Here is a 21999-nt window from a genome sequence, read left to right as displayed (position 1 = left end):
CTCGCCCCTGGCCACAGCCAGCACGCGCTCGCCTCGCCCCGGCCGCAGTCGGCGCGCTCGCCCTGCCCTCAGCCTTGGTCAGCCCGCCGCCCGCGCCTGGCCGGCACCGGCAAGCAATTAGTCCGCACCCGCCCTATCCCGCTGTGCCCTGCTTTACGCTGCTCTGTCCCTCTATGTTCCCTGTCCGGCCCTATCCCAGCGGCCCCGAACCAACCCACCGCCCGCGCCTACAACCAACCCCACCGCGTAGCCAGCCACCCCAACTGCACCCGGCTCTTCGCCCCGGCCAGCGTCATCAGCCGCCGCACCTCCCGCTCCACGCTCCGCGGGCTGACCCCGAGCACGCGGTCCACCCGCGCGTCCTCCAGCAGCAGCGCCAGCAGCCGCAGGTCGGCCGGCGCGGGCTGGTGCCGGGGCTCCGCCGCCGACGGCGGATCGGGCAGCGGCAGGCCCACGCACGCCGCGTGATGGCCGAGCTGCATCCGGGTCCGGGCGCCCGCGGCGTCCATCAGGTCCCGCACCGCGCGCTGCACCGTCCGGCGACTCACCGCCAGCCGGCGGGCCACCGCGTCGTCGGTCAGGCCGGTGATCAGCAGCGCCAGGGCCCTGGTGGGCCGCGCGTCAGGGCTGGGAAGCCAGCCTCCGTCCTGTCGCATCACAACCTCCGATCGCAGACACCTCTTCATCATCCGACCACAGCCGACCAGCCGAAGGAGACCGGCGCGCCTGACGCGTTGCCGCCATGGCGGCTGGGAACCGATCACCGCCGCACCGCGTCGCCGCCGTCGTCGGTTGTTGCGGCGGAGACTACCGCGAACCCCTGAGAGCGTCCCTGAGAACGCCTCTGAAATTACCCCGCAGAACGCCCCTCAGCGCGGCCCATCGACGAAGGTCCACCGGGCCACTAGTGTCGAATCCTGACGTCGGCCTCTAGAGAAGCACAGGTGAGACGGCATGAGCGGCAATGACGACGCTGGCATCCGGGGCGAAGCGCACCGCAAGGGCCCCGACTCCCCCGCGCTCCCCGATGAGACCATCGGCGCGAACCTTACGCGGATCGCCACCGCGTACCCGGACCGCGACGCCCTCGTGGAGTGCGCGACCGGCCGGCGCTGGACGTACGCGGAGTTCGACGCCGCGACCGCGGAGCTGGCGCGCGGCCTGCTCGCCGCCGGCGTCGCCAAGGGCGACCGCGTGGGCATCTGGTCGCCGAACTGCGCCGAATGGGTCCTGGTCCAGTACGCGGCGGCCAAAGTCGGCGCGATCCTGGTGAACCTCAACCCGGCCTACCGCGACCACGAGATCCGCTTCACCCTCAAGCAGTCCGGCGCGAGCCTGCTGTTCGCCGCCACTCAAGTGAAGTCGAGCGACTACGTCGCGATGGTGAACGCAGTACGTGAGGACTGCCCAGAGCTCCAGGACGTCGTCTTCATCGGCACACCCGGCTGGACCGCCTTCGTAGAGCGCGGCACGACAGTGCCCGCCACGGCGCTCGCCGAACGCGCAAGCCGCCTGCACGCAGACGACCCCGTGGACATCCAGTACACATCCGGCACCACAGGGTTCCCCAAGGGCGCCACACTGTCGCATCGCAACGTCCTGGGGAACGGCTATATGGTCGCCGAAGTCCAGGGGTGGACCCATGAGGACCGCGTCTGTCTCCCGGTACCGCTCTACCACTGCTTCGGCATGGTGATGGGAAACCTCGGAGCCACCAGCCACGGCTCCTGCATGGTCCTCCCCGGGCAACTGTTCGACCCTGCAGACACTCTGCGCGCGGTCTCTGAAGAGCGCTGCACCGTCCTCTACGGTGTCCCCACTATGTTCATCGCAGAGTTGGCGCTCCTGGAGAAGTCCCCCGACGCCTACGACCTCAGCTCCCTGCGCACCGGGGTCATGGCCGGCTCCCCGTGCCCCGTCGAGGTGATGAAGCGGGTCATCGACGAGATGGGCATGACGGACGTGACCATCGCCTACGGCATGACCGAGACCTCCCCGGTCTCCACCCAGACCCGCCGCGACGACAGCCTGCAACGCCGCGTGGCCACCGTCGGCCGGGTCCACCCGCACGTCGAGATCAAGATCGTCGACCCGGACACCGACGCCACCCTCGGCTACGACGAACCCGGCGAGCTGTGCACCCGCGGCTACAGCGTCATGCTCGGCTACTGGAACGAGCCCGAGCGCACCGCGGAGGCCGTGGACGGCGACGGCTGGATGCACACCGGCGACCTCGCGCAGATGGACGCCGACGGCTACGTCGCCATCGTCGGCCGCATCAAGGACATGGTGATCCGCGGCGGCGAGAACGTATACCCGCGCGAGGTGGAGGAGTTCCTCTATACCCATCCCGACGTAGAGGACGTCCAAGTGATCGGCGTCCCCGACGAGAAGTACGGCGAGGAACTGATGGCCTGGGTCCGGCTACGGCCCGGCGCACAGCCGCTCACCGCAGAGGCCGTCCGCACGTTCTGCGAAGGACGTCTCACGCACTACAAGATCCCGCGCTATGTGCACATCGTGGACGGGTTCCCCATGACGGTCACCGGCAAGGTCCGCAAGGTAGAGATGCGGGAGCAGGCAGTCGGCATCCTCGGATTGAAGTGAGTACGCGGGACGTCACCGCGCCGCGTTGAATCCGCCATCGCTGTAGAGCGTCTGCCCGTTCACCCAGCCACCGCGCTCCGAACACAGGAACGCGACCAGCTCCGCGCAGTCCGCCGGCACTCCGTTGCGCCCCAACGGAGTGCGCTCCTTGAGGTAGGTGGCGAGGTTGTCGTCCATCCACCCGGTCTGCGTCGGCCCCGGATCCACGGCGTTGGCGCTGATGCCAAGCTCCCGCAGCTCCACCGCGGCGGCCACCATGAGCCGGTCGAGCGTGCCCTTGCTGGCCCCGTAGGGCACGTTGTGCACAATGGCGCCGCTGGTCAGTGCGATGATCCGACCGGTGCCGTGCGGCTGCGCGAACCGCGTCGCGAACTCGCGGACCAGCAGCCACGAAGCCCGCGCGTTGACCGCGAAGTGCCGGTCCCAGGACTCGACCGTGGTGTCGAGGATCGAGGAGTCCACGGACTCGCAGTGCGCCATCACCAGAGCCCTGACGCCGCCCAAAGCGCCCTGCACCTTAGCGAAGACCTCTCCAGCCGTCTCCACGACCGCCAAGTCCGCCTCGACCGCGTGCACCCGCGCGCCGTACGCCTCGGCATCAGCGGTGATGGCGGCAAGCGCCTCTTCATCGCGTCCCCAGTCCATGCGATCGTCATAAGGACGCCAATAGGTGAACCCGATGTCCCACCCGTCGCGCGCCAACGCCTCCACGATCGCCGCGCCGATCCCCGCCCGCCTGCCGACTCCTGTCACGACGGCGACCGGCCGCTGCTGTTGCGTCATGAGCGAGGAGTCTGGCCACGGCGGCCGGGCCGGGTCAACGAGTTTTAGGACTGGAACAAGATCGACAGCGCGACGTCCGCCTGGCCCCGCTCAAGGTTCGCCGGGTCCTCGCTGCCGCCGCACGAGAGCACCGGGACGAACGTGAAGATCTCGTCGGCGCCGGGACGTCCGAGCCGGGGCACCGCGGCGTCGTAGAGGTCCTTGCGCAGTTCCTCCTCCAGGAACTCAGGGTCCGACAGGCCTTCGGTGAACTCAGCGAACGAGAACGCCAGAACGCTCACCTTCTTGTAGCGGACGTCGACCACGGACACGTCATAGGCCGACTCCACCTCATCGGCGTCCAGGCCGAGCGCGGCGGCCCGCTCCCTCAGATCGCGTATATAGAGCAGGTCGCCGAGAGCAGTGCGCGCGAACGGGACGCGGGCCGGCTGGAAGCCGCCGAGCCATTCGGCCAAGGAGTCGTCGAGGGCTTCCGGCGCCAGGAACTGCAGGAATCCGTCGGCGAAGCCGCCGGTGCCGTGCTCCGCCAGGCCGCGTGCGGGTTCGGCCGGCATACGCTCTTGAAGGGTCTCGAAGGAGAATCCCGAATTCACCATCTCACCAATTCCTCAACGGTCGGGGAGCCCGCACACTACCCCCGCCCGCCGTCAGTCACCGGTGTTACGCCACTTCACCCAGAATGCGGACAGGTCCCGTCCCGCGACGCTCTGCGCCATCGCCCGGACGTCGTCCGGGCGTTCGACTCCGTACTCGAACTTGGTGAACAGTCCGCGCAGCATCCGGTCCATGGCGTCGCGGCCCAGAGTGTGCTCCAGGTCGAACAGCATGCACGTGCCCTCGTGGTAGACGGCATCGTGGTAGAGGTAGTCGCCGGTCTTCTCATAGGTGTCCATGGAGGCGTCCATACGCTCGTCAGAGGCGATCCAGTCGCAGTTGTGCGCGGGCGTCGTGGCGCCCTGGAACTCCTCCGCGCTGTACTCCGCGAAGGCCTCGTCGAGCCAGGGATGCCGGTACTGGTCGTCGCCGACAAGCGCGAACCACCACTGATGCGCGACCTCGTGCGCGACCGCCCCCTCGGACGCGGAGGACAGGACGTAGTTCGGGTACTCCATCCCGTCGAAGGCCGACCCGAACTCGTCGAAGACGATCGAGAACCGCGGATAGGGATAGGCGCCGTAGCGGGCTGAGTAGGCGTCTATAGCGCCGGCCGCATAGCGCATCAGGGACTGGCAGTTCGAATCGCTCTCCGAGTTCGGCCAGTACGCGTCGATCGTCACGCCGGTGGCGCTGGTCATGCTCGCGTGGTGGAAGGCGCCGGCCGACCATGAGAAGTCGCGCACCTTGGGCGCCGATATATGCGTGACGACCCGGTCGCCCTCGTGAGTCTCCCCTGCGATCGCCCCTGTCGAGGGGACCTGTAACGTCGCCGGATGGTCGAGGGTGACGTCGTAGTCCGCGGTCAGCGAGTAGAAGCTCTCCCCGAAGTCGACGTACGGAGGAAGCTCCCAGCCGTGTTCGTCCTTGACGGCCAGAACCGCTAGGGCGTCCCCCACGTACGTGTCGACGCCGTTCACCCCGAACCGGTCGGCCCGCACCGGTACGTCTATAGCGAGCGCGAACCCAATCTCTGTACGCGCTCCTGGCGCCAACGCGCTGTCGAGCACTATGCGGAACGCTGTGCACTTCTGCTCTGTCTCCGCTATCGAGCCGCCGCTCAGGTTGCTGATGCGTTCCGGCTGCGTGGCGCCACAGCCGGCGTCTCCGTTGCCCCACAGCCTTATCCAGAACTCCGTAATGGGGACGGTTCCAGAGTTCGCGAACGAGATCTTCTCGGTCCCGCTCCAGGAGTGCCCGGTGTCATCGCTCCTGAGCACGACCGTATAGAGAGCCTGATCAGGCGCAACGGGATCCCCGCTCTGCGGAACCGCCACCGGGCTTGCGCTAATAGCCGCCCCGCTGTCAGCCCCCAGGACAGGGCCCTCCGAACGCATAGGGACAGGCGGCTGATGCGGCCCCAACGGCGCCGCCAACCACGCGGCGGCGACCACCGCTGCCGCCGCCCCACCCAACGGAACCCACAAGCCGACCCGCCCTAATACGGACGCACCTATGGAAGACCTCACGCCACCCCACCCACCCCATCGCCGAATGCACCAGCTCTGCCAAACCTCCAGACCACCTGGGGGGTGCAAAAAGTCACGGCGCAGACGTACCGGGGACGAACCTGTGATCGTTTTGAGACAGTGTGCGGCGGCGATCGGCCTCAGGAACGGCGCAGAAGCGCCAGATACATAGCGTCGGTACCGTGCAGATGCGGCCAGAGCTGGACATCGGGACCGCCACCGAGATCGGGCACGCCGGGCAGGTACGGCCGGGCGTCGACCCGCTCCACGTCCCGCCGTGCCTTGACCACCTGCCGGACCACGTCGCGCGTCTCCTCCAGATGCGGGGAGCACGTCACATAGGCGACCAGTCCCCCGGGCCGCACAGAGTCCAGCGCAGAGGACAACAGTCGGCGCTGCACGCGGGTCAGCCGTTCGAGGTCGTCCGGCGTGCGCCGCCAGCGCGACTCCGGACGGCGACGCAGCGCGCCGAGGCCGGTGCAGGGGGCGTCGAGCATGACGCGGTCGAAGGAACCCGGCTTCCAGGGCGCGCGGATGCCGTCGGCGGCGATCACCTGGAGAGCGCCGGGGCCCGGGGGCACTGTCCCCGCACTAGTACCTGCACCGTCACTGTGACCGGACTCAGACGCCGAGTCGGCGTCATCCGCGCCGCCATCGCTACCGATCCCGACCCCGACGCCCGCATCGGCACCAGCACCAGCACCGACCACGACGCCGACGCCGCCCTCGTCATCGGGCCCGTCCTCGTCCGCCGACACCGCCTCCGACCAGTCACGCCCGGCCACTCCGTCAAAGCCGACCAACCGCTCTCCATAGCCCCGCAGCGCCCTGCGAACAAGCTGGGCCCGATGCGGCGCGATCTCGTTCGCCAGCAGCGACGCCCCGCGCTCCAGCGCGAGCCCGGCCAGCAGCGCCGCCTTCCCGCCGGGGCCGGCGCACATGTCCAGCCACCGCTCGTCCCGGCCCTCCAGCGGCGCCGCGGCCAACGCCATGGCGACCAGCTGGCTGCCCTCGTCCTGGACCCCGGCGCGCCCTTCGCGCACCGGCGGCAGCGCGCCCGGGTCGCCGCCGGCCAGATACGCCGCGTACGGCGAGTACCGCGCCGCCAGCGCCCCGAGATCGGTGAGCTCTTCGACCCGCGCCAGGCCCGGCCGCGTCACCAGCGTGACCCCCGGACGCGCGTTGTCGGCGTCCAGCAGCTCCCCGATGTCCCCGTGCGCGCGCTGCGCACCGCGGTGCGCCTGCAACGAGTCCCAGAGCGCTGACACGATCCAGCGCGGGTGCGACCGCGACACCGCGAGGAAGCCCTCAGGGTCCTCCTGCGAGTTCGGCGCGACGCGGTTGATCCACGCCTGCAGGTCGCCCTGGCCGACCCGCCGCAGGATCGCGTTGGCGAACCGCGAGGCGCCCTCGTTGGAGACCGCGCGCACCAGGTCGACCGTGGTCGAGACGGCGGCGTGCGGCGGGACGTCCATCGCCAGCAGCTGGTGCGTGCCCAGGCGCAGCGCGTCCAGCACCACCGGGTCCACCGCGTCCAGCTCGCGGTCCACGCACGCGGCGATGATCGCGTCGTAGGTCCCGAGCCAGCGCAGGGTGCCGTAGGACAGCTCGGTGGCGAACGCGGCGTCGCGGCCGGTCAGCCCGCGCTCGCGCAGCACCCGCGGCAGCAGGAGGTTCGCGTAGGCGTCCCGGGTGCGGACCGCCTCCAGGACTTCGAGCGCGGCGGAGCGGGCCGGGTCGGCGGTGGAGGTGGACGTGCGCGGTGCCATGGGAGGGTTCGCTGTTCCTTTGTGACGGGATATGGATGATGTGGGTGGTGCGGGCGGGGCCGGACGGCTCAGACGAACGCCTCGTCCCCGGTCAGCCGCAGGCCGCGTGCCCAGTCCGCCGCGGGCATCCGCCGCTTGCCCTGCGGCTGCACGTCGCCGAGCCGCACCGTGTGCCCGCTTCCGGTGCCCACCATCAATCCTCGCGAGTCCTGCACGATCCGGCCCGGCGGGACCTCGGTGCTCCCGGGCAGCGCGGTGACCGGGAAGATCTTCACCCGCAGGTCCTCCTCGCCGTCCGCGCCCGGCAGGACGGTCCAGGCGCCGGGGGCCGGGGTGCAGGCGCGGACCAGCCGGTCCACGCGCAGCGCCGGGGCCGTCCAGTCGATCCGGGCGTCGTCGGCCAGCACCTTCGGGGCCAGCGTGACGCCGTCGGCCGGCTGGGGCACGGGGCGCGCGGTGCCGTCCTCGATGGCGTCCAGGGTGGCGGCCAGCAGCCGGGCGCCGGACTCGGCGAGCCGGGCGAGCAGGTCGCCGCTGGTGTCGGTGCGGCGGATCTCGTCGGTGACCGTGCCGAAGACCGGGCCGGTGTCCAGGCCCTCCTCCAGCAGGAAGGTGGAGGCGCCGGTGATCTCGTCGCCGTGCAGCAGCGCCTGCTGCACCGGGGCCGCACCGCGCCAGGCCGGCAGCAGCGAGAAGTGCAGGTTGACCCAGCCGTGGCGCGGGACGTCCAGCGCCGACTTCGGGATCAGGCCGCCGTAGGCGACGATCGGGCAGCAGTCCGGGGAGATCTCGGCCAGCCGCTCCAGGAACGCCGAGTCGCGCACCTTCTCGGGCTTGAGCACCTCTACGCCGGCCTCCTCGGCCAGCTTCGCCACCGGCGAGGCCTCCATGCGGCGGCCGCGGCCGGAGCGGGCGTCGGGGCGGGTCAGGACCGCGACCACCTCGTGGCGGGAGTCCAGCAGCGCGCGCAGGGAGGGCAGCGCGGGCTCGGGGGTGCCGGCGAACAGGATGCGCATCGTCAGATCGCCCGCCCGAAGGTCGCGTGCGGGGACACCTTCACGACCGGCTCGGGGCCGCCCTCGTTGGCCCAGTCGGCCAGCCGGATCGCGCGCATCGCCTTCTTGCGCCACTCGCGGTCCAGGCGGTCGATGAACAGCACGCCGTCCAGGTGGTCGGTCTCATGCTGGATGCAGCGCGCCAGCAGCTCGCTGCCCTCGATCTCCACCGGCTCGCCGTGCATGTTCCAGCCCTTGGCGACCACGCGCAGGGCGCGTTTGCAGGGGAACGCCAGGTCCGGGATGGACAGACAGCCCTCGTCACCCTCCTGCTCCTCGTCGGACAGGTCCAGGCTGGGATTCACCAGGTGGCCGAGCTGTTCGTCGACGTGCCAGGTGAAGACCCGCAGGCCCACGCCGATCTGCGGGGCGGCCAGGCCGGTGCCGGGGGCGTCCAACATGGTTTCGCTGAGGTCCTTGACAAGGGTGCGGAGCTCCTTGTCGAAGTCGACGACCGGCGCGGCCGAGGTGGTCAGGACCGGGTCGCCGAAGAGGCGGATCGGCTGGACGGTCAAGGGTCGCGCTCCGTTCATGGGTGTACGGGATTCAGCTATCCAGTGTACGGAGCCCGGCGGCGGTGGCGGAGCGTCGCTGGTCGGTACCGGCTCGCACACTGTGCACACCGGGCAGAGGGTGTTCAGCCGATCTGGACCGGGTCGATGCGGACGCGGACCCAGTCCTCGGCTTTGCGGGCGCTGCGGACGCCCTGGGCTTCCCGGACCGCCTCGGCCAGGTCTCCGCCGAGGCGGCGGGGGACGCGGACCAGCGCGCGGTGCAGTTGCTGGCGCGGGCCCTCCTCAACAGCGGCGCGGGGCCGGTCTGCTCCCTCCCGACGGCCCAGGGGGTCGGTGTTCTTGCCGGACCGGGTGTCAGGCTTCTGCGCGGCCCGGTCGTCCGATCTCGGGACGTCCACCAGGACCGGGCCGAGGATCTCGGCCGCTTCGGGCAGCCGGAGCAGGCTCAGTTCCTCAGCGACCGCGGCAGGGGTACCGGTGAGTTCCGCCACCCGGGCCAGAGGCGGGTAGTGCAGCTCGCCGCGGTCGACCAGTTCTCGGCGGGCGTGCCAGACCGGGTCCCAGCGCACGAGCGCCTGGACCGGCGCCAGTCCCGGCTCGGCCATGATGACGACCTTGCCGCCTTCTCCCCCGGGACGTACCAGTGCGGCAGCGTTAAGCCAGCGCCGCAGGGCTTCCTCTCCAGCGCGCAGGTCTCTTCGAGCCAGAAGGGACCAGCCGTCCAGGAGAAGCGCGGCCGCATAGCCTCCGTCCGCTACGGGTTCGGCTCCAGGAGTCGCCACTACGAGGGCCGACTTGTCGGACACCTGCGACAAGACGGAGTTCCCCGCCGAGAAGATGACCTTTGTGTTGGCGAAGGCGCGGCCGAGCTCTTCGGCAGTGCGGTGGACGCCGATGGTAAGCATGCGGAAGCGGTCGCCGCCGCAGGGGCGGTCGTTGACGACGCCGTCGCAGCGCCAGCCGCCGGCTGGGCGTCCGCACCATAGGCAGGACGCCATGGCGTGCCCTGAGGAGAGTTCCAGAGGGCCGTGACAGTGGTTGCAGCGCGCGTGCTTTCTACAGCGGATGCACGCCAGGGACGGCGCATAGCCGCCGCGCGGTACTTGGACGAGGACCGGGCCGTCGTTGAGGGCGGCGCGCGCGGTTCGCCAGGCGAGGTTCGGCAGGCGGGCGGCTGCTGCCGCCGGATCCCTCTCCTTCTCCTGTTCCTCTCCAGAGGTACGGATCAGGGGCGACTTCGCGCGCACAGTAGAGCGGAACGCAGTAAGCGGATATGCCCATCGGCTCTCCACGAGTTGCGCACCTTCCGCGGTACACGTGTAGCCGCCGATAAGCGCGGCCGCACCTGTGGAATGCGCACGCAGAAGAAGGACTTCGCGGACGTGCGGGTAGGGGGCGCGGGGCTCGGCGTGGAGGTCGTCGCCGTCGTCCCAGACCGCGACCAGGCCGAGGTCGGCGACCGGGGCGAACATGGCGGAGCGCGTGCCGATCACCATCTTCACGTCGCCACGCAGGACGGCCAGCCAGTTCTGGTAGCGCTTGGCGGGGCCGAGTTCTTCGGACAGGACGACGTGGTGGCCGGGGCCGGCGATCTCGGTGAGGGCGGCGTCCAGGCGGGCCAGGTCGCGGTGGTCGGGGACGATGGCCAGGGCGCCTCGGCCGGGGACGTGGAGGGGGTCGGCTCCGCTGTGCGTTTCGCTACTCACTACCGCACTGGCACTGGCACTGGCTGCCGCACTTACTACGTCGGCCGGACCTTTATCGGGGAGCTCTGTAGGGGATTCGGCTTCGGCGTCGCTATAGCGATCGTCGTCCAGATCCCTGAGGTTCTCGGGGTCGATGTCGTAGTCGGTGGGCAGGTCCGGGTCCGGGAGCGCGGGATCGGTCGGGTCGGGGGCGAGGTCCGGGATGGCCGGGTCGTCGGCGATCACGATCGCGTCGGGGTCCGCGACCACTTCCGCGGTCTCGGTTCCCTCGGCGCTCGCCGGTACCGGAGCGGGCTCGGGCTCCGGGAACACGACAGCGTCGGTCGCCACGGCGTACATGGCGGTCGCGATAGCGGTGGCCCAGTCCGTGGCCGGGAGGCAGGTCCACACCGCGCGCGGGAGCTTGGGCGCCGTCTTGCGTTGGAGAGCCTTTATGAACTCGCGACCGCCGCCATAGACGCCCCATGGCGCTCCGTCGACGGGCTTTCCAGGGCCCAGATCCGGTTCCCTGGCAGAGGTCTTCTCCGCGCTCGCGTGGCGCGGCGGTACCGCCAGACGGAGGACGTCTGCAAGCGTCCCCGCATAGCGGTCGGCGACAGTGCGTGCCAGGTCCAGGATCTCCGGGGTCAGGACCGGGAGCGGCGACACGACCTTCTGCAGGTACTCGAAGCGGCCGGCGAAGTCGGACTCGGCGACGCGGCCGATGACGAAGCCGTCGACGAGCTGACCGGCGAAGCGGACGCGGACCCGGACGCCGGGTTGGGCGTCGGCGTCCAGATCGGACGGCACGAGGTAGTCGAAGGCGCGGTCCAGGTGGCTGAGTTCAAGGTGCAGCACGACCTGCGCATAGGGCAGCTCCGCCGCGGGTTCGCGCGGCGGCTTGGGCTTGGCCTGACGTGCCGACTGACGTGCCGACTGGCGGGCCGTGCGCCGCGCGGCCTGCCGGGGATCGTCGGCGGCCGTCGGCGGCCGCGGCTTGTCGACGGCGGTCTGCGACGGCGTTTCGGGGGCATTGGGCACGTCCAGCAACGGAACCTCAGTCGGCTTGTCGTCCGGCCTTCCCTCCGTGTTCTTCTGCTCCAGCGCCTCCACAGTGTCAATTTCTACCCGATAGCGGTGACACCAGTACCGTGGGCGGGCAGGTTCGGCGTGGATAGGGTGCCGTGCATGTCTGACGATCGCACCTCTGTTCTAGGCTTCGCCCTCCCCGTCGCCGATGCCGCCCTGGAACCCGTCCCCCTGGACCCGTCGCAGGTCATCGCCGGTACGCCGGAGGTCTCGGAGCTGGTGCTGAGCGAGTCGGACGACGGCCGCGTGCTGCGCGGGATCTGGCAGATGACGCCCGGCGTGGTGACCGACACGGAGGCGGACGAGCTGTTCGTGGTGCTGTCGGGCCGCGCGACGATCGAGTTCGAGGACGGCACGACACTGGAAGTCGGCCCCGGCGACGTGGCACTGCTCACCGAGGGCGCGAAGACCCGCTGGACCGTACACGAAACCCTGCGCAAGGTATATCAGGCGACTGTCTAGTTCCCCACACTTCACCCATTCGGGCGCTGGCATACCCACAACCCCCCGACCTATCCTGATTTCATCCACTTCACACCGAATCACCCCGATTGAACGGACTGAACCGGGCTGAAACGAACTGAAGCGGACCAGGGGCAAGCCGCGGGGAGACAAGGCAGAAGCCAGAGGAAACCAGAAGCTCCGAGGGGGAACCACCATGATCGACGCCTGGCTGCTCTTCGGCCACGTGATAGGCACCGTCGTCCTGGTCGCCGGCATAGGCCTGGAGGTCTACGCGGTCACCGCGGCGAGCCGCGCCACCACCGTCGCCGAACTCCGCCTGGCGGTCCGCGCCGCCCGAGCCCTCCCCGTCCTGATGCCCCTGGCCACCCTCCTGATGACCGGCTGCGGCCTGGCCCTGGTGGCGCACGACCCCGCCTTCCACTTCGGCGACGCCTGGGTGGTAGCGGCCATAGGCATCGTGGTCGCCATCTCCGTAGTCGGCGGCGGCTTCAGCGGCCGCCCCGCCACCCGCCTCCTCGACGCCGCCAACGCCGCCCCCGAAGGCCCCCTCCCCCCACACCTGGCCACCCTGATCCGCGACCCGGTCCTCCTAGCGAGCGCCCGCATCACCGCCATAGCCGCCACCTGGGCCATCTGGCTGATGTCCATCCACCCCCACGCCACCGGCACCCTGATCTCCCTCGCAGCAGCAGCACTCCTGAGCACCATCGCCATCGCCGCCTCCACCACCCCAGCCCACCCCACCGTAGGCACCGACGTCGGCACCGACGCCCCCAAACCCGGCGACACCGCCACCCGCACCCCCAACGCAGCCTGAGCACTTCCACGCGGCGCCAAGCGCCCCGGACCGGCCGCGCGCGCCCCAGCCAGCGCTACCACCACCCACGCCGCACCCCTGCCGAGCCCCCACCACTTCGCCAGCGGGGCCACCCACGCAACCCCCGCGCGCCACACAGCGCCGACGCCGCACCTCCAGCAACGGCCAACGACTCGCCAGCATCTGCGCCGCCTGAGCAACCACCGACCGGCCACGACACCGAGGCCGCACCCACCCGCCGCCTCGCCGGCACCTGGCACCTGCGCCGCCCGCGCAACCACCGACCGGCCACGCGGCCGACGCCGCACCTCCGGCCAGCGCCCCCAGCCGCCCGACGCGCTCGGGCACGCCACGCCCCCGCCGCCCATGCGCTGCTCGCGGACATACGGCCGCCTAATCTCCCGCGCGCCATACCGCCGACGCCGCCGCCTCGCCTGCACCCGGCAGCGCCGCCCGAGCAACCACCGACCGGCCACGCCGCCGGCGCCGCACCTCCGGCAAGCACCCTCAACCGCCCGATGCGCTCAGGCACGCCGCACCCCCGCCACCCATGCGCTGCTCGCGGACACACGGCCGCCTAATCTCCCGCGCGCCACACCGCCGACGCCGCACCCACCCGCCGCCGCGCCGGCACCAGGCACCCGGCACCTGACAGCAGCGCCGCCCGAGCAACCCCACCAACCGGCCCGCTCCGGCACGCCACGAACCCGGCACCCGCACGCCAGTCACAACCACGGCCACCCCAACGCCCGCGCGCACCACATCACCATCCGCAGCCGACCGCCAAGCCTTGCCGCGCCCGCATCATTCCCCGTAGTGCCCCGCTTCACCGTCCGGCACAAATGTGCGAGATAGATATCAACGCCCCGATACCTCGGCCATAGGCCATACGGCCCACCCGGCTGGCACCCGCTCTCAGCCCGTCCGACCGTGGATGCATGACCACAACGCCGCCCGAACCGCCCCCGGCCCACGATGACGAGTCCGGTGCGGCTGACGACCGTTTCGACCGCCGGATCGCGTTCGGGGTCGTGGCGGCGCTCGCCGTGGTAGGTGCCGTCGGGCCGTTCGGGTGGCACCTGCTGTCGACCAACACCGGCAGCTCGAGCTCCGCCAGCGCCGCCGCTTCGGCGACTGGCGGAGGCGGCGCCGGCTCCAACGGCAACGCCGCCGTGGCGAGCCCCGCGGCCGCCACCAGCAGTGCCAGCCCGAGTCCCAGCGCCACTCCCAGCACCGGCAACCCGGCGGCGGCCGGGGCCAGCGCCTCGTGCGCGGCGGCGCTCGGCAACGCCAAGTCCGTCAGCGGCGGCAGCGGGACGATCTCCTCGATCGGTGGCTGGGCCATCATGGCCACTCCCAGCGTCAACGCTCTGCGGGCCAACGCCGCCGCGCTGCACGGCATCATCGTTCAGCAGGACGCCGCCGCCGTCCCCGCTGCCGCCAAGGGCCTGTGCGACGAGGTCGGGGGCGTCGGGCAACTGGCCGCCATGCCCGACAACGTCGGGGCCACCGCCTGGCAGGCCGCGCTCAGCGCCTACGTCGCCGGCGCCACCGACGCACTGGCTGCCGCGAGCAACCACCCCGCGTACTACCAGGCCGCGCAAGCCCAGCTCGCACAGGGCGAACAGGAGCTCGACGCGCTCTCCGCACGCATCATCGCCACAACCCAGCGATAGGCGAGCAGGGACAAGGACACAACCGGCAAGCGGCGACGAGCACAACTCAGCGCTCGACCAGCAAGCATCAAGCACCGCACCGTCGGCGGTAGGCAGGCAGGCAGGCAGGCAGGCAGGCAATGATCGGCGGCAACCAGCCTGCGGCCAACCGGTAGGCGGTCAGCGGTCAGCGGTCAGCGGTCAGCGATCTGCAGTCTGCAGTCTGCAGTCTGCGGTCATCAACCAGACAGCCCGCACCCCCGACCTACCGCCCCACCCGCAACCCACTAGCCCCATCAAACAAATGAATCTCCCGAGGATCCGGCACCACCCCGACCTGAGCCCCAGCCCGAGGCGCCTCATACTCCTCGCACCGAACAATCACCGTCCGCCGCCCCCGCCCCACGCCCATCTCGCAGTACACGTACGCCGTATGCCCGAGCCGCTCCACCAAGCTCACCGTCGTGTAAATCCCGTACCCCGGCGCCGCGAACGTGGCGTGCTCCGGTCGGAAGCCAACCAGCACCGACGGTGACGTCAGTGGCGCCGCCACCTCCACCGGTACCTCGTACACGTCCGACTCGCCGATCAGCGCCCATCCGTGCTTGTACGTGCCGGGCACCAGGTTCATCGCCGGCGAGCCCACGAATCCCGCCACGAACTCGTTCACCGGGTGGTCGTACAGCCTGCGCGGGGTGTCGACCTGCTGAAGCGTCCCGCGGTTCATGATCGCGATGCGGTCGCCCATCGCCATCGCCTCGACCTGGTCGTGGGTCACGTACAGGGTCGTGATGCCGCTCTTGCGCTGCATCTCCGCGATGCGGGCGCGCGCCGAGGCGCGCAGCTTCGCGTCCAGCGCCCCCAGCGGCTCGTCCATCAAGAACACCCGCGGTTCGCGCACCATCGCGCGGCCGATCGCGACGCGCTGCTGTTCGCCGCCGGAGAGGGTCTTCGGCAGGCGGTCCAGGCGGTCGCTCAGGTCCAGTTCGGCGGCGATGCGGCGGACGCGGCGCGATACGGCCGAGGGCGGGGCGCCGGCGAGTTCCATGCGGAAGCCGAGGTTCCGGGCGACCGACATGTGCGGGAACAGGGCGTAGCTCTGGAACACCATCGCCAGGTCGCGTTCGCCCGGTGCGACGCCTTCCAGATCCTCGCCGTCGACCAGGACCTGACCTGTCTGGACGTCCTCCAGCCCGGCGAGCATGCGCAGGGCCGTGGTCTTGCCGCAGCCGGACGGTCCCAGCAGCACCAGGAACTCGCCGTCCGCCACCGAAAGCGTCAGATTGTCAACCGCTTTGCGTTTCCCCTCCGGGTACGTGCAACTCGCCTGAATGAAATCGACTGTCGCCACACCGTCTCACCGCACTTCAGCCCATGTGACCGGCCGCGTTCAGCCCTTCCGCGCCGGTGTTGAACGCGGACGTTACGCCGAGCCGAACGGCGTCGCAATACCCTTCCTATTTTACGCTTCGGCGCGGCGCCGGAATGACGCCAAGTGCGGCATATGACCTGAGCAAAATGTTGAATTCTCATGTCCGGCTGTTCGAAACAACCCTGAAACGATCAGTGCGGCTACGGCTTGTTCGCGCCCACCGCCCACATCGCGAAGAATTGGGACCCGCCGCCATAAGCGTGCCCCAAAGCCAGCCGCGAACCGTCCGCGGCGGCAGCCACCTGATGCTCCCCGGCCTGGCCGCGCACCTGCTGCGCGGCCTCGGCGAACCGGATCATGCCCGAGGCCCCGATCGGGTTCGACGAAAGCACGCCCCCGGACGGGTTCCACGGGATGTCCCCGTCGAACGCGGTCGCGCCGGCCTCGGTCAGCTTCCAGCCCGCGCCCTTCTCGGCGAACCCCAGGTTCTCCAGCCACATCGGCTCGTACCAAGAGAACGGCACATACACCTCGGCCGCCGCGAACTGCCGCCGCGGCTCGGTCACACCGGCCTGCCGGTACACGTCGGCCGCGCAGTCCCGCCCGGCCCGCGGGTCCACGCTGTCCCGCCCGGCCATCCCCATCGGCTCCGACCGCATCGCCGCGCCGTGCACCCACGCCGGACGCCGCCCGGTCGCCGCCGCCGCGGCCGCGGCGGCCCGCTCCGAGCCCAGCACCATCGCCACCGCGCCGTCGGAGGAAGGGCAGGTCTCCAGATAGCGAATGGGATCCCACAACATCATCGATTCCTCGACCATCGCGAGGTCGATGTTCGGGATCTTCAAATGCGCGTAGGGATTACGCAAGGCATTGATTCTGTCCTTGACCGCGACCATCATCCCGATATTGCCGGGAGCACCGGACTGCCGTATGTAGGCCCGGATATACGGCGCGAAGTACCCGCCGGCCCCGACCACCAGCGAGGCGGAGAACGGCGAGTGCGTGGACAGCGCCCACGTCGCGTTCGACTCCGACTGCTTCTCGAACGCCACCACCAGCACCCGCTCGTGCACCCCGGCCTGCACCTGCGAGGTCCCGACCAGCGCCGTCGAGCCGCCGACCGAGCCGGCGGTGTGCACGCGCATCATCGGCTTCCCGGCGGCCCCGAGCGCGTCGGCCAAATACAGCTCGGGCGTGGCGACGCCCTCGAACATGTCCGGCGCCTTGCCGAGCACCACCGAGTCGATGTCGGCGAACGTCAGCCCGGCGTCCTCCAGCGCCCGCAAGGCCGCCTCCCGCACCAGCCCGGCCAGCGAGACGTCGGCACGCTTGGTCCGGTACGCGGTCTGACCGACGCCGATCACGGCGCAACGGTTGCCCATGGTCAGTCCTGCCCTTCGGAATCGAGCACACACACCAAGTTGTGCTGGAGGCACGGCCCCGCGGTGGCGTGCGCGACCGTCCGGCCGGCGCTCCCGTCGTGGATCCGGGCCGCGGCCTCGCCGATCCGGATCAACCCGGTCGCCATGATCGGATCAGCCTTCCGCGGCCCGCCGGAGGCGTTCACCACGGTCTTCTCGTCGAGGCCCAACTCGCGCCGCAGCAACACTTCCTCGTGGTCGAACCGCGTATGCAGCTCAGCGAAATCGACAGCACCGGAGCCGGACCCGACCCCGGCACGCTCAGCAGCCTGCCGAGCCGAATCGCTCCGCGTCAGATCCCGCGCCCCGACGCTGTGCGGCTCGATCCGATGGTCGATACCGGTGATCCACGCCGGCCGCGCACGCACCCGCCGCGCCACATCCCCGGCCGCCAGAATCACCGCCGCCGCGCCGTCGGTGGCCGGCGGCGCCGTCGGATCCGGATCGACGTCGAACCCGGCGTCCTTCAAAGCCCGCGCCTGGAGCCCGGCCATCGCCACATGCCCCGGCACCAGCGGCGCGAGGTAGTAGGGGTCGTATCCCAGGGAACTGATGCCCACATGGTCGCCGACCGTGCCCTTGCCGAACCCGTACACCAGCGCCGTGTCGATGTCGCCGTGCTGGATCCGCACCCACGCCTCGTACAGCGCCCACGCCGCGTCCTGCTCGACATGGCTCTCGGCGATCGGCGGCCACGCGCCGATGGTGTCCAGCGCCGCGACGAACGAGAACGGCGTCCCGACCAGGTAGTCGTTGGACCCCGAGCAGGTGAAGCCGATCTCGGACCGCTTCAGCCCGGTGGTCTCCAGCACCTCGTTCACCACCGGCATGACCAGGTCCGCCTCGGTCCAGCCGAGGTCGGAGAAGCTGTGCTCGCTCTGCGCGAAGCCGACGACCGCGACGTCCCTCATCACACGTACTCCTCAAAGCGCTCGTAGGGGACGTCGGGTTCGCCGCTCGGCGCGAACCACTTCAGGTTCTTCACCGACCGCGTCCGCTCAGCCTCCGGCACCCACACCGCCCGCACCCGCATCCCGATCCGCACGTCCTGCCACGGCACGTCGGACACCAGCACGAGCATCGCGATGTCGGCACCGTCCAGCAGCACATAACCGCTGATGAACGGCACCTCAGGCGCGCCGGCCGCCGGCACGTTGTTGACCGCGAACGTGGTCAGCACGCCGGTGTCCGGAAGATCGACCCACTCGGTCGCGGGCAGCCCGTCCGCCGGGCACGCGCCGCGCGGCGGAACGTAGACCTTTCCGCACGCCGCGCACCGCGTCCCGCGGATCTGCCCCACCGCCATGCCGTCGATGAAGTGGTTCCACACCGTCCCGCCGCGCAGCCGGTACTCCAGACGGTGCGGCAGCGTGACCACCGAGACCGGTTCGAGCTCCGCCTCGCCGGCCAGAACCGGCACCTCGGCCGGCCCCTCCCCCGGCGCGAACGCCGCGATGTCCTTGACCGAGCCGGTCCGCTCGGCCCGCCACGTCGCGTGCACCCGCATCCCGGTCGCCATGGCGGCCTTCGAGCCGCTGTCCACGACGTGCAGCAGCGCGGTGTCCGCGCCGTCCGGCCGGATCAGCGCCCAGGCGAAGGGCCGGTCCAGCGGATGGTCCCCGCGCGGCTCGTCGACCCAGGTCCAGCTGGTCACGGTGCCGGCCGGGCCGACCTCGACCCAGTCCTCGTCCGCGGCGCCGAGCGCGGCCGCGGTCACCGGGTCGTATTCGGTCGGCGGGATCAGGACCTTGCCGTCGGGCGTCCGCACGCCGTAGATCCGGCCGGACCGCAGGCCGGTCAGGAAGCGTCCGATCACCGGGCCGGTGGAGCGGGTGTAGCCGCCGGGGAACTCCAGGACATGCAGTACCCGCTCGTCAGAGGTCTGGGAAGCCGAAGAAGCCTGAGTCGTCATCGTGGCCCCCGCGTCTCAGATCGCGCTCTGGTGACCGGCCCAGTACGGGTCGCGCAGCCGCCGTTTGAACAGCTTCCCGTTGGGCTCGCGCGGCAGCTGGTCGATGAAGTCCAGCGTCTTGGGCCACTTCAGCCGCGCCAACCGGCCGTCCAGGGAGGCGATGATCTCCTGGGCCAGCTCGTCAGAGGCTGAATACTCCTCGTTGAGCTCCACCACGGCCTTGATCTGCTCGCCCCAGTCCTCGTCCGGGATGCCGAACACCGCGACGTCCCCGACCGCCGGATGCCGCAGCAGCTCGCCCTCGATCTCGGCCGGGTAGATGTTGACGCCGCCGGAGATGATCATGTCGATCTTCCGGTCGCACAGGTAGAGGAAGCCGTCCGCGTCGAAGTAGCCGATGTCGCCGACGGTGAAGAAGCCGTCGCGCCGGTTCGCCTCGGTCTTGGCCTTGTCGCCCTTGTACTCGAAGTCGCCGACGCCCATCTTCATGTAGACGGTGCCCGGGGTGCCGAGCGGCACCTCGCCGCCGTCGTCGTCCAGCGCCTTGACCTCGCTGATCGGCCAGGCCTTGCCGACCGTGCCGGGATGCGCGATCCACTCCTCGGGGGTGGCGATGGTGCCGCCGCCCTCGGTCGCGGCGTAGTACTCGTAGATCACCGGGCCCCACCAGTCGAGCATGGCGCGCTTGACGTGCTGCGGGCACGGCGCGGCGGCGTGGATCGCGACCTTCATCGAGGAGACGTCGTAGCGCTGCTTCACCTCGTCCGGCAGGTGCAGCATGCGGTGGAACTGCGTCGGGACCATGTGGGTGTGCGTGGCCCCGGTCCGCTGGATCATCTCCAGCGTGCCCTCCGGCGTCCACTTGTCCATCAGCGCCAGCGTGTGGCCCATCTGCAGCGCGGTGCCGCCGAACTGCGTGACCGCGGTGTGGTAGTTCGGCGAGGTGACCAGGTGCACGCCGCCGCCCAAAGGCCTGATGCCGAAGAAGCCGGGCAGGACGGTCCCCATCTCGGCCATCATGTCCGGGTCCTGACCCGACAGCGCGCGCCGCACGCCCTTGGGCTTGCCGGTGGTGCCGGAGGTGTAGTGCATCGCGGTGCCGTAGCTGCGGTTCTCGGGCAGGTCGGTGCTGTGGCCGGCACGGAACTGCGCGAGCGGCGTGAAGCCGGGGATGTCGCCGCCGACGCTGATCAGCGCCTCCTTCGGCAGGCCGTGCCCCTCCTTCTCCAGCTCGGCGACGGCGGCCAGGCCGATGTCGGCGAACCGCGCGTGGCAGAAGAACGCCTTGGCCTCGGCGTCGTGGACGATGTAGGCGACCTCGGGTCCGGCCAGGTGGAAGTTGATCGGCGTGTAGTACCAGGCGGCCTGGAGCGCGGCGGCGTAGATCTCGACCATCTCGACCAGGTTCGGCATCAGCAGCGTGAGCCCGTCGCCGTCGGCCAGGCCGAGGGCGCGCAGCGCGTGCACGGTCTGGTTGGCGCGCGCCAGGACGTCGCCGGCCTTGTGTTCGGCGCCGGCCTCCTCGATGACGGCGGTCCAGTCGGGGTCGGCTTGCGCGATCTTCCAGAAACCCAGCCCTGCCATGCGCGACTCCCGCCTACTCCATCTGATGGATCGTCAGTAGTGGAGTACAACACGGCCCCTGAGAGGCTGCAAGGGTTTCGCGGGGCGAAACTAGAACGAGTTCTTATTGGTCCGATTGACCACCGAAAACAGCCCTGCCGACAGCTCTCAAACCTCAGCCAGCGCACGCTCCAACGTGGCGTACCCGGCCGGTTCCCAGGTCGGCTTGCCCCCGGGCTTGCCCAGCCGCCCGGCCCGGCCGATCGCGATCAGATTCAGGGCCCGCATCACCGCCCAACCCCGGGCGCGTGTGATGTCAGCGTCGTCGGCGCGACCATAGGCCTCGAAGAACCGGCTCGCCGAGCCCGCGGGAAGCAGGATCCAGGCCGCCGACAGGTCGATCGCCGGGTCGCCGGCCCCCATGTCCCCGAAGTCGACCACCCCGGCGAGCTCGCCGTCCCGGACGATCACGTTGGCCGGATGCAGATCTCCGTGCAGGAACTGCGGCGCTCCCCGCCAGACCGGCGCGGCGACAGCCTTCTGCCACACCTTCAGCGCGTCCCCGGCGCTCGGATGGCCCTGGATCTTGTCCAGCCATCGCTCGAAATCCCCCGGCTGCACGGTGCTCGGACCGGCGTGCCGGGGATTGGCCGGAGCGTCGTCGGGGGCATCGTGGTGCAGCGCGGCCAGGAAGGCCGCCAGGCTGTCCGCCGATTCGGCACGGGTGATCGGCGCCCGATCGGCCGGCTCGCCCTCGACCCAGCGCATCACCGTCCAGGGATGCTCGAACAGTTCCGAGGGTTCACCGATGCGCACCGGCACGGGAACCGGCAGCGGCAGCCGCTCGGCCAACACCGGCAGCCACTTCTGTTCGTGGCGCAGTTGCAAGGGGGCTTCGCCGTAGCGCGGAAGTCGCACCGCCAGTTCGCCCCCGAGACGGAACTGCTGGTTGCCCCAACCACCGGCGACGTCCCGGATCTCCAGGTCCGCCAGATCAGGGTGCTGTTCCCGCAACAAGGCCTGGACCAGGCTCTGCTCATATACGAAGTCGCCCATCGGCTCACGCTAGCCGAACAGCCGACACCGGGGCCTCTAGAGCGCGGAAAGAGACCCCGGTGCCCCGTTCGCGTCTGCCCTCGGCGCGACCGGTTGGGGCACCGCGACCGCA

18 protein-coding genes are annotated in these 21999 nt (G+C 70.4%); 4 read left to right on the top strand and 14 right to left on the bottom strand.

The annotated features are described in order from the left end of the window. Nucleotides 1-227: 227 nt before the first annotated feature. The gene (locus ABH920_RS44150; protein WP_370355326.1) at nt 228-656 is read right to left on the bottom strand and encodes a helix-turn-helix domain-containing protein; all 429 of its coding nucleotides are present in this window, start codon (nt 654-656) and stop codon (nt 228-230) included. 298 nt (nt 657-954) lie between these two features. On the opposite strand from ABH920_RS44150, the gene ABH920_RS44145 reads away from it, so the two are divergent. Then, nucleotides 955-2607 (top strand): AMP-binding protein, encoded by a 1653-nt coding sequence (locus ABH920_RS44145; RefSeq protein ID WP_370355325.1) that lies wholly within the window; start codon nt 955-957, stop codon nt 2605-2607. A gap of 12 nt (nt 2608-2619) precedes the next feature. Here ABH920_RS44145 and ABH920_RS44140 read toward each other — a convergent pair whose 3' ends face one another. The 7 genes from ABH920_RS44140 to ABH920_RS44110 form a co-directional block, all read right to left on the bottom strand. Next, on the bottom strand, nt 2620-3390 hold the full coding sequence (locus ABH920_RS44140) for an SDR family oxidoreductase (protein ID WP_370355324.1): 771 nt from the start codon (nt 3388-3390) through the stop codon (nt 2620-2622). Between the two features lie 44 nt (nt 3391-3434). Next, nucleotides 3435-3986: a T6SS immunity protein Tdi1 domain-containing protein gene (locus ABH920_RS44135; RefSeq protein ID WP_370355323.1), complete on the bottom strand. Its 552-nt coding sequence runs from the start codon at nt 3984-3986 to the stop codon at nt 3435-3437. 51 nt (nt 3987-4037) lie between these two features. Next, nucleotides 4038-5264 carry a M1 family metallopeptidase gene (locus tag ABH920_RS44130; protein WP_370355322.1) on the bottom strand — a complete coding sequence of 409 codons (1227 nt, stop codon included), beginning with the start codon at nt 5262-5264 and terminating at the stop codon, nt 4038-4040. Nucleotides 5265-5653: 389 nt separating this feature from the next. Beyond that, nucleotides 5654-7282, bottom strand: a complete 1629-nt coding sequence (locus tag ABH920_RS44125; RefSeq protein WP_370355321.1) for an RsmB/NOP family class I SAM-dependent RNA methyltransferase — start codon at nt 7280-7282, stop codon at nt 5654-5656. A 68-nt stretch (nt 7283-7350) separates the two neighbouring features. Continuing rightward, nucleotides 7351-8298 carry a methionyl-tRNA formyltransferase gene (gene fmt / locus ABH920_RS44120; protein ID WP_370355320.1) on the bottom strand — a complete coding sequence of 316 codons (948 nt, stop codon included), beginning with the start codon at nt 8296-8298 and terminating at the stop codon, nt 7351-7353. A 2-nt stretch (nt 8299-8300) separates the two neighbouring features. Next, the gene (def, locus tag ABH920_RS44115) at nt 8301-8852 is read right to left on the bottom strand and encodes a peptide deformylase (protein ID WP_370355319.1); all 552 of its coding nucleotides are present in this window, start codon (nt 8850-8852) and stop codon (nt 8301-8303) included. A 122-nt stretch (nt 8853-8974) separates the two neighbouring features. Beyond that, nucleotides 8975-11650, bottom strand: a complete 2676-nt coding sequence (locus ABH920_RS44110; protein WP_370355318.1) for a primosomal protein N' — start codon at nt 11648-11650, stop codon at nt 8975-8977. Between the two features lie 75 nt (nt 11651-11725). Here ABH920_RS44110 and ABH920_RS44105 point away from each other — a divergent pair, with 75 nt between their 5' ends. The 3 genes from ABH920_RS44105 (at nt 11726) to ABH920_RS44095 (ending at nt 14584) form a co-directional block, all read left to right on the top strand. Then, nucleotides 11726-12088: a cupin domain-containing protein gene (locus ABH920_RS44105; RefSeq protein ID WP_370355317.1), complete on the top strand. Its 363-nt coding sequence runs from the start codon at nt 11726-11728 to the stop codon at nt 12086-12088. 196 nt (nt 12089-12284) lie between these two features. Next, on the top strand, nt 12285-12908 hold the full coding sequence (locus tag ABH920_RS44100; protein ID WP_370355316.1) for a hypothetical protein: 624 nt from the start codon (nt 12285-12287) through the stop codon (nt 12906-12908). A 938-nt stretch (nt 12909-13846) separates the two neighbouring features. After that, complete coding sequence (locus tag ABH920_RS44095) at nt 13847-14584, top strand: hypothetical protein (RefSeq protein ID WP_370355315.1); 738 nt, start codon at nt 13847-13849, stop codon at nt 14582-14584. 244 nt (nt 14585-14828) lie between these two features. Here ABH920_RS44095 and ABH920_RS44090 read toward each other — a convergent pair whose 3' ends face one another. The 6 genes from ABH920_RS44090 to ABH920_RS44065 all read right to left on the bottom strand — a co-directional run bounded on the left by ABH920_RS44090 (nt 14829) and on the right by ABH920_RS44065 (nt 21887). After that, the gene (locus ABH920_RS44090) at nt 14829-15914 is read right to left on the bottom strand and encodes an ABC transporter ATP-binding protein (RefSeq protein ID WP_370355314.1); all 1086 of its coding nucleotides are present in this window, start codon (nt 15912-15914) and stop codon (nt 14829-14831) included. Between the two features lie 221 nt (nt 15915-16135). Continuing rightward, nucleotides 16136-17317 (bottom strand): thiolase domain-containing protein, encoded by a 1182-nt coding sequence (locus tag ABH920_RS44085; RefSeq protein ID WP_370355313.1) that lies wholly within the window; start codon nt 17315-17317, stop codon nt 16136-16138. A 2-nt stretch (nt 17318-17319) separates the two neighbouring features. Then, on the bottom strand, nt 17320-18267 hold the full coding sequence (locus tag ABH920_RS44080; protein WP_370355312.1) for a thiolase domain-containing protein: 948 nt from the start codon (nt 18265-18267) through the stop codon (nt 17320-17322). Further along, nucleotides 18267-19268, bottom strand: coding sequence for a Zn-ribbon domain-containing OB-fold protein (locus tag ABH920_RS44075; protein ID WP_370355311.1), 1002 nt, complete (start codon nt 19266-19268; stop codon nt 18267-18269). The genes ABH920_RS44080 and ABH920_RS44075 overlap by 1 nt, the downstream gene beginning before the upstream one ends. 15 nt (nt 19269-19283) lie before the next feature. Continuing rightward, nucleotides 19284-20852 carry an acyl-CoA synthetase gene (locus tag ABH920_RS44070; RefSeq protein ID WP_370355310.1) on the bottom strand — a complete coding sequence of 523 codons (1569 nt, stop codon included), beginning with the start codon at nt 20850-20852 and terminating at the stop codon, nt 19284-19286. Between the two features lie 147 nt (nt 20853-20999). After that, the gene (locus tag ABH920_RS44065; RefSeq protein ID WP_370355309.1) at nt 21000-21887 is read right to left on the bottom strand and encodes an aminoglycoside phosphotransferase family protein; all 888 of its coding nucleotides are present in this window, start codon (nt 21885-21887) and stop codon (nt 21000-21002) included. Nucleotides 21888-21999 lie beyond the last annotated feature (112 nt).

It is taken from the genome of Catenulispora sp. EB89, from assembly GCF_041261445.1.
In the GTDB taxonomy this organism is placed as follows: Bacteria; Actinomycetota; Actinomycetes; order Streptomycetales; family Catenulisporaceae; genus Catenulispora.
The sequence above is the reverse complement of the archived record's forward strand: the minus strand, read 5'-3'. Positions and strand labels throughout refer to the sequence as shown.